Below are 5860 nucleotides of genomic sequence, written 5' to 3'. Positions count from 1 at the left end.
AATACCACGCTCGCGCTCTTCAGGAGCGTTATCAATTGATGCGAAATCTTTAGCAACACCACCGTACACTTTTGCAAGTGTAGTACAGATAGCAGCAGTTAGAGTTGTTTTACCGTGGTCAACGTGGCCGATAGTACCAACGTTTACGTGCGGTTTCGTACGTTCAAATTTTTCTTTAGACATGATAGTCCCTCTAGGTACGGCTATTGGTGGCATATAATATGACCACGTAACCAAAAAAATTCATTTGAAATAATAAAGGAAAAATAGGAGATGGAGCGTGCAGCGGGAATCGAACCCGCATCATCAGCTTGGAAGGCTGAGGTAATAGCCATTATACGATGCACGCAATGAAACTCGACAGAGCTATTTTACCTTGAAATATGGTGGAGGGGGACGGATTCGAACCATCGAAGCTTTCGCGGCAGATTTACAGTCTGCTCCCTTTGGCCACTCGGGAACCCCTCCAAATTTTAATTTCTTTTATAACTAAAACTAGAAATAAAGAAAATGGTGCCGACTACCGGAGTCGAACTGGTGACCTACTGATTACAAGTCAGTTGCTCTACCTACTGAGCTAAGTCGGCACAATTGGTGCGCATTCTAGTTAATCTCGAAATATCATGCAACTTAAAAATCAAATAAAATGCCTTTTTTTACTTTTTCAATGGAATTTATGTATATTCAAGCTAATTCATCGTTGAAAATAAGATAAGAACACTTTTTTCTTATTCTACCTTATTGTATTGTTCACTCTTCATTATCTCCAACTGGTAAGCAATGTGAGTTCTTATTTAACTTTTTCTCGTGAAAACTGGGCTGAATTACGAAATTCGACCCCTTTAACATTAACCGAGCAGGAACTTACACATTTACGAGGTATTAATGAAGAAATCAATATAAGCGAGGTTGAAGAGATTTATCTTCCATTAATTCGCTTACTTCAGCTTAATATTGAAAACCATAGAGAGAAAAATGCCATTTTAGAGCACTTCCTTTTAAATGACGCTATCAACTCTCCTTTCATTATTGGTATTGCAGGAAGCGTTGCCGTAGGAAAAAGCACAACAGCAAGAATAATTCAAACTCTACTCAATCAACTAATACCAAGTTTAAAAACAGACCTCATAACAACTGATGGTTTTTTGTACCCTAATCAAGTATTAAATGATAAAGCCATAATGCATAGAAAAGGATTCCCAGAATCTTATGACATGCCTTCTCTGGTTTCATTCATTGCCGATATTAAAGGAGGGAAACTTAATGTAGAAGCTCCTACCTATTCACACCTAACTTATGATATTACAGAAGAAAAAAAAATCATTTCTAAGCCTGACATTCTAATTATTGAAGGACTAAATGTTTTACAAAATAGTTATGACTACCCCAATAAACAACATAATCGATTTGTCTCTGATTTTTTAGACTTTTCAATCTATGTTGATGCATCTAAAGAACAATTAAAGCAGTGGTATGTTGAACGCTTCTTAAAACTTCGAACAAGCGCATTTAAACAAAAAGGGGCTTATTTTTCTCATTATACTGAATTATCTATAAAAAAATCGATAGAAAAGGCGCAACATATATGGGATACAATAAATGGTCTCAATTTAGAAGAAAACATATTACCTACTAAAAACAGGGCTAATTTAATTTTATCAAAAACAAAAAACCATTCAGTTAACCATGTTTCAATAAGAAAATAATCAATCTTTTTGGATTGAGATTTCGCCACCGACAAACGAATGTTGTTGTCCATTAATGTCTAGTAATATAGCACCCTGAGCATCAATGCCTTTACAGATACCTTCAATATTAGTAGCACCTAACTGCAGCGTAATACGTTGCTCAATATAATTATCAAGAGCCTTCCATCGCTCAATAAATGGACTGAGTCCATTATTTTCAAACGATAACATCGTTTCATGCAAAGAGCTTAATAATTCATTTGCTAGCTTATTCCTTTGATTACCTTTTCCTAAAATAGACTTCAGATCAATCCATGGCTGTCCTATTTCAACATTAAAACGGTCATCAAGCTCCACATTAATACCTACTCCGATAACAATATGTGCAGCACCACCAGACTGTGCTGAAAGTTCAATTAAAACACCCGCTAACTTTTTATTATTCCAATAAATATCATTCGGCCACTTCAATTTTAAATTAGAACAACCAAGCTGTTCTAACGCATTAACAACAGCAATACCAACTGCAAGGCTTAACCCCATAGTGGCAGCTAGACCATTCTCAAGTTTCCAATACAAAGAAAAATAAATATTACTCCCAAAAGGGGACACCCAGCTTCGCCCTCTTCGACCCCTTCCGGAAGTTTGATACTCAGCAAAACAAGATTGTCCAGACTCTAAGCCTTCCATTTCATTTAATAAATATTGGTTGGTTGAATCAACAACGCCTAAAAGTACTGGTTCTGGTAATTTCCTATACACTATTTTATCAGAAGAGAGGAGTTCAATCGGAGCTGATAACGCATACCCCTTACCTTTAACTTTATATATTAACAATCCCCAATTTTGAATAATTGATATGTGCTTACTAATCGCTGAACGAGAGATATTTAAGCAATTACCAAGATCTTCTCCAGAATGGAACTGTCCATCACTTAACTGTTGGAGTATTGCTAATTTTTTAGAATGCTCTTTCATTAAACAGCTCCGATAAAAAAGTTTCTCTTTCTCCTGAGTAAAACCTAACTTCGTGCTCTAATTCTATTTGATACATTTCAAACACTTTAGTTTTTACATAATGAGCTAACTCTAAAACATCCTTAGATGTAGCATTACCATTATTAACTAGAACAAGCGCTTGTTCTTTATGAACTCCCGCACCATTAACTTCAAACCCTTTAAGCCCAGCGTTATCAATCAACCAGCCTGCAGCAACTTTCTTTTTATTTCCAAATGCATACCCTGGAATATTAGGATATTTAATGAGTAAATCGGCATACTTTTCGTTAGATATAATTGGATTTTTAAAAAAACTCCCTGCATTCCCTAATACATCTGGGTCTGGTAGTTTGGCACTTCGAATTTTACATATTTTTTCATATACATCTTTTACTGTTACTCCATTTTTGTTTAGACTCGCTAATGGACCATAAGTCAGTAAGGGCTGCCATTTTTTAGTTAAACGTAAAGTAACGGCAGTAATTATCACTTTATCTTTTAATTGTTGTTTAAAAATCGAATCTCTATAACCAAAAAGACATTCATCATTATTTAATCTTTTTAATGTTAACGTAGCCAGCTCTAAATACTCCACGGACTCACAAAGATCCTTTAACTCCAACCCATAAGCCCCTATATTTTGAATAGGGGAAGAACCTACACAGCCAGGGATCATCGCAAGATTCTCTACACCATAATAGTTACGCTCGACACACCACTCAACAAAAGAAGGCCAGTCTTCACCACTTGAAACCGTAATTAAATAACTATCTTCAAGCTCATCAACCTTCTTTCCAAAAAGTCGATTAAGAACGACAATTCCAGAAAAAGATCCACAAAACAAAGTATTACTTCCTCGACCTAGGGGGAGTTTTTTATATTCAGAATATTCGTCACATGACCAGATCTGAATTAAATCCTTAATCGTTTCTGCTTCTAAGATCAGCGCTGCATGCTCATTTAAAGAAAAACTATTGTAAGATTTTAAATTTTTAGTAGGTAAAATTTTCATATCAACTGTATTTAAAAGGCTAAATTAAGTACATTCTAACTTAATACAATACAACTATATAGAATACTACAAATGAATCTTACCGTTTCTTATTTAGAAAAAATTCGCCTTCCACTGTTACATAAGCTATATAAAGACAATTACCCGTCTGGAAAACCTAAAGGAAATGAAAAAATAGTGGTATTGGAAACACATAATAAAATCATCGGTTCTATACGAATAAAGACTTATGAAGACTGTCACTTCCTAACAGGAATGATGATAACAAAAGAAATGAGACAACAAGATTTAGGCAGTTACCTTTTGCAAAATCTAACCCCATTTCTGCCATTAAGTCTTTCTTATTGCTTATGCGAACCAACCTTAACTAGTTTCTACCTACAAAATAGTTTTAAGTATGCTGAATACAACTCGGTACCGAATTCAATTAAAATCAAATATGACCGCTACACAAAAGATGGCAAAATCTTAGATATTTTAGTATATAAAAATTCAACTATTTGATATTACTCTCGGCAATAGCCATTTAGTTTGCTAAAATTATCGATCTTATATTGATAATTTAATGATCGGTTATGAATTCAAAACCTCAAGAAAGTAAAGAACAGCTATCTAAGCTCCCAATGTTGTCTCAAAATCCTGAGAATATTAAAACTCTTCATTCGGCTGAGGATTTTCGGTATGAGCTTTTAAAACAAATAGAAAAAGCTAAGCACCGTATCTATATCGTAGCTCTTTATTTAGAGAACGATGATGCTGGGCGTGAGATATTTACGGCGCTATACGAGGCCAAGCAAAAACAGCCAACTCTTGATATTAATGTCCTTGTTGACTGGCATAGAGCACAGCGAGGCTTAATTGGTGCCGAAGCCAGTGATGGTAATGCTGCTCTTTATCGAGAATTTTCTGAAAAATATAAACATCCAATAAATGTATTAGGTGTACCTGTTCGAAATAAAGAAGTATTTGGTGTTCTTCATCTTAAAGGCTTTATTTTTGACGATACGGTTATTTACAGTGGTGCGAGTCTGAATGATGTATATTTAGCCCACAAAGAAAAATATCGCTTTGACAGATATCATGTTTTGAATAACGCATTTTTAGCGAATTCAATGGTTTCATTTATCAATAAAACATTAGTATCTAGCCCTGCAGTAAATTGCTTATCACAACAAAACCGTCCTAATACAAAAACTTTACGACCTGCAATAAAAGAGCTTCGAAAACAGCTTAGCTTGGCAAATTACCAGTTCACACCTCAAATGAGAAAAGCAGGGGAAGTGGGCATTACACCTTTGGTTGGTCTTGGGCGTAAAGGAAATAAGTTAAATAACCATATAAAGCTACTACTAGCTTCTGCAACGTCTGAAATTACAATTTGCACACCTTATTTCAATTTCCCTAAACCAATAGCAAAAGAGCTTAGAAAAGCCTTACAGCGTGGTGTAAAAGTAACTATTATTGTTGGTGACAAAACTGCTAATGATTTTTATATATCGCCAGAAGAAGAATTTAGAACGATTGCGGGTTTACCTTATTTATATGAAATAAACCTTAGGACTTTTGCTAAAGCCAATGAAGCATCAATTGCAAACAGACAACTCTCCCTTCATTTATGGAAGCATGAAAATAACAGTTTCCATTTAAAAGGAGTCTGGGTAGATAATGAGTTCACTCTAATTACTGGTAGTAATTTAAATCCAAGAGCTTGGAAGCTAGATTTAGAGAATGGATTGCTATTACAAGACCCAGAGCAGTTACTTCTTGATGAAAAACAATCTGAATTGAGCGTAATATTAAAGCACACGCAAGTTATTGGCTCATATAAACAAATTGATAAACTAGATACCTACCCTTCTGACGTAAAACGTTTAATAAAACGAATCAAACGTATCAAAGCAGATCATATCTTAAATCAAATTCTATAACTAAAAAATTAAAGTATGAGGATAGGAAACTACCCTCATACATTCCCCTTCAATCAAAACCTTTTCCAAATTATCATTTCCAACATGCTAAAATCTGATAATTCATACTCTAAGAACCCTGCATCTTATTTTGAGTAAAAGTTAGTATAAACAGGTACTTTATCATCTTTAAAAAATCCATATTATATAGACGTAAAAAAGCCCTAATCTTTCGATTAGGGCTTTCTTTGTAT

The 5860-nt window shown here is 34.6% G+C and carries 6 protein-coding genes and 3 tRNA genes; 3 read left to right on the top strand and 6 right to left on the bottom strand.

Features of this window, described 5'->3' with window-relative positions; genetic code table 11:
• From BTO22_RS00045 to BTO22_RS00030, 4 genes are all read right to left on the bottom strand, one after another.
• Positions 1–183: GTP-binding protein (locus BTO22_RS00045; protein ID WP_258132398.1), on the bottom strand; the 183-nt coding region annotated here is incomplete at its 3' end.
• Between the two features lie 91 nt (positions 184–274).
• A tRNA-Gly gene (locus BTO22_RS00040) sits at positions 275–349 on the bottom strand.
• Between the two features lie 35 nt (positions 350–384).
• Positions 385–468: transfer RNA gene (locus tag BTO22_RS00035), tRNA-Tyr, on the bottom strand.
• A gap of 43 nt (positions 469–511) precedes the next feature.
• Positions 512–587, bottom strand: a tRNA-Thr gene (locus BTO22_RS00030).
• A gap of 195 nt (positions 588–782) precedes the next feature.
• Between BTO22_RS00030 and coaA the strand changes: the two genes are divergently transcribed.
• Entirely contained in the window at positions 783–1706 is a 924-nt protein-coding gene (gene coaA, locus BTO22_RS00025) for a type I pantothenate kinase (RefSeq protein WP_105053810.1), read from the top strand.
• On the opposite strand, the gene birA is transcribed toward coaA, so the two are convergent.
• Together birA and murB are read right to left on the bottom strand one after the other, a co-directional pair.
• Positions 1707–2666, bottom strand: coding sequence for a bifunctional biotin--[acetyl-CoA-carboxylase] ligase/biotin operon repressor BirA (gene birA / locus BTO22_RS00020; RefSeq protein WP_105053809.1), 960 nt, complete (start codon positions 2664–2666; stop codon positions 1707–1709).
• Positions 2650–3699 (bottom strand): UDP-N-acetylmuramate dehydrogenase, encoded by a 1050-nt coding sequence (gene murB, locus BTO22_RS00015; RefSeq protein ID WP_105053808.1) that lies wholly within the window; start codon positions 3697–3699, stop codon positions 2650–2652. The genes birA and murB overlap by 17 nt, the downstream gene beginning before the upstream one ends.
• Positions 3700–3771: 72 nt before the next feature.
• Here murB and BTO22_RS00010 point away from each other — a divergent pair, with 72 nt between their 5' ends.
• Positions 3772–4203: a GNAT family N-acetyltransferase gene (locus BTO22_RS00010; protein WP_105053807.1), complete on the top strand. Its 432-nt coding sequence runs from the start codon at positions 3772–3774 to the stop codon at positions 4201–4203.
• 71 nt (positions 4204–4274) lie between these two features.
• Positions 4275–5627, top strand: a complete 1353-nt coding sequence (gene pssA, locus BTO22_RS00005; protein WP_105053806.1) for a CDP-diacylglycerol--serine O-phosphatidyltransferase — start codon at positions 4275–4277, stop codon at positions 5625–5627.
• Positions 5628–5860: the final 233 nt, after the last annotated feature.

The organism is Aliivibrio sifiae, assembly GCF_002954705.1.
Taxonomy (GTDB): Bacteria; Pseudomonadota; Gammaproteobacteria; order Enterobacterales; family Vibrionaceae; genus Aliivibrio; species Aliivibrio sifiae_A.
Note: the sequence above shows the minus strand (reverse complement) of the source record. Positions and strands in the feature narration are given on the sequence as shown.

Coding starts and splice junctions, on each gene's coding strand:
- birA (WP_105053809.1), bottom strand. CDS start 2,666: ATGAAAGAGCATTCTAAAAAATTAGCAATACTCCAACAGTTAAGTGAT.
- murB (WP_105053808.1), bottom strand. CDS start 3,699: ATGAAAATTTTACCTACTAAAAATTTAAAATCTTACAATAGTTTTTCT.
- BTO22_RS00010 (WP_105053807.1), top strand. CDS start 3,772: ATGAATCTTACCGTTTCTTATTTAGAAAAAATTCGCCTTCCACTGTTA.
- pssA (WP_105053806.1), top strand. CDS start 4,275: ATGAATTCAAAACCTCAAGAAAGTAAAGAACAGCTATCTAAGCTCCCA.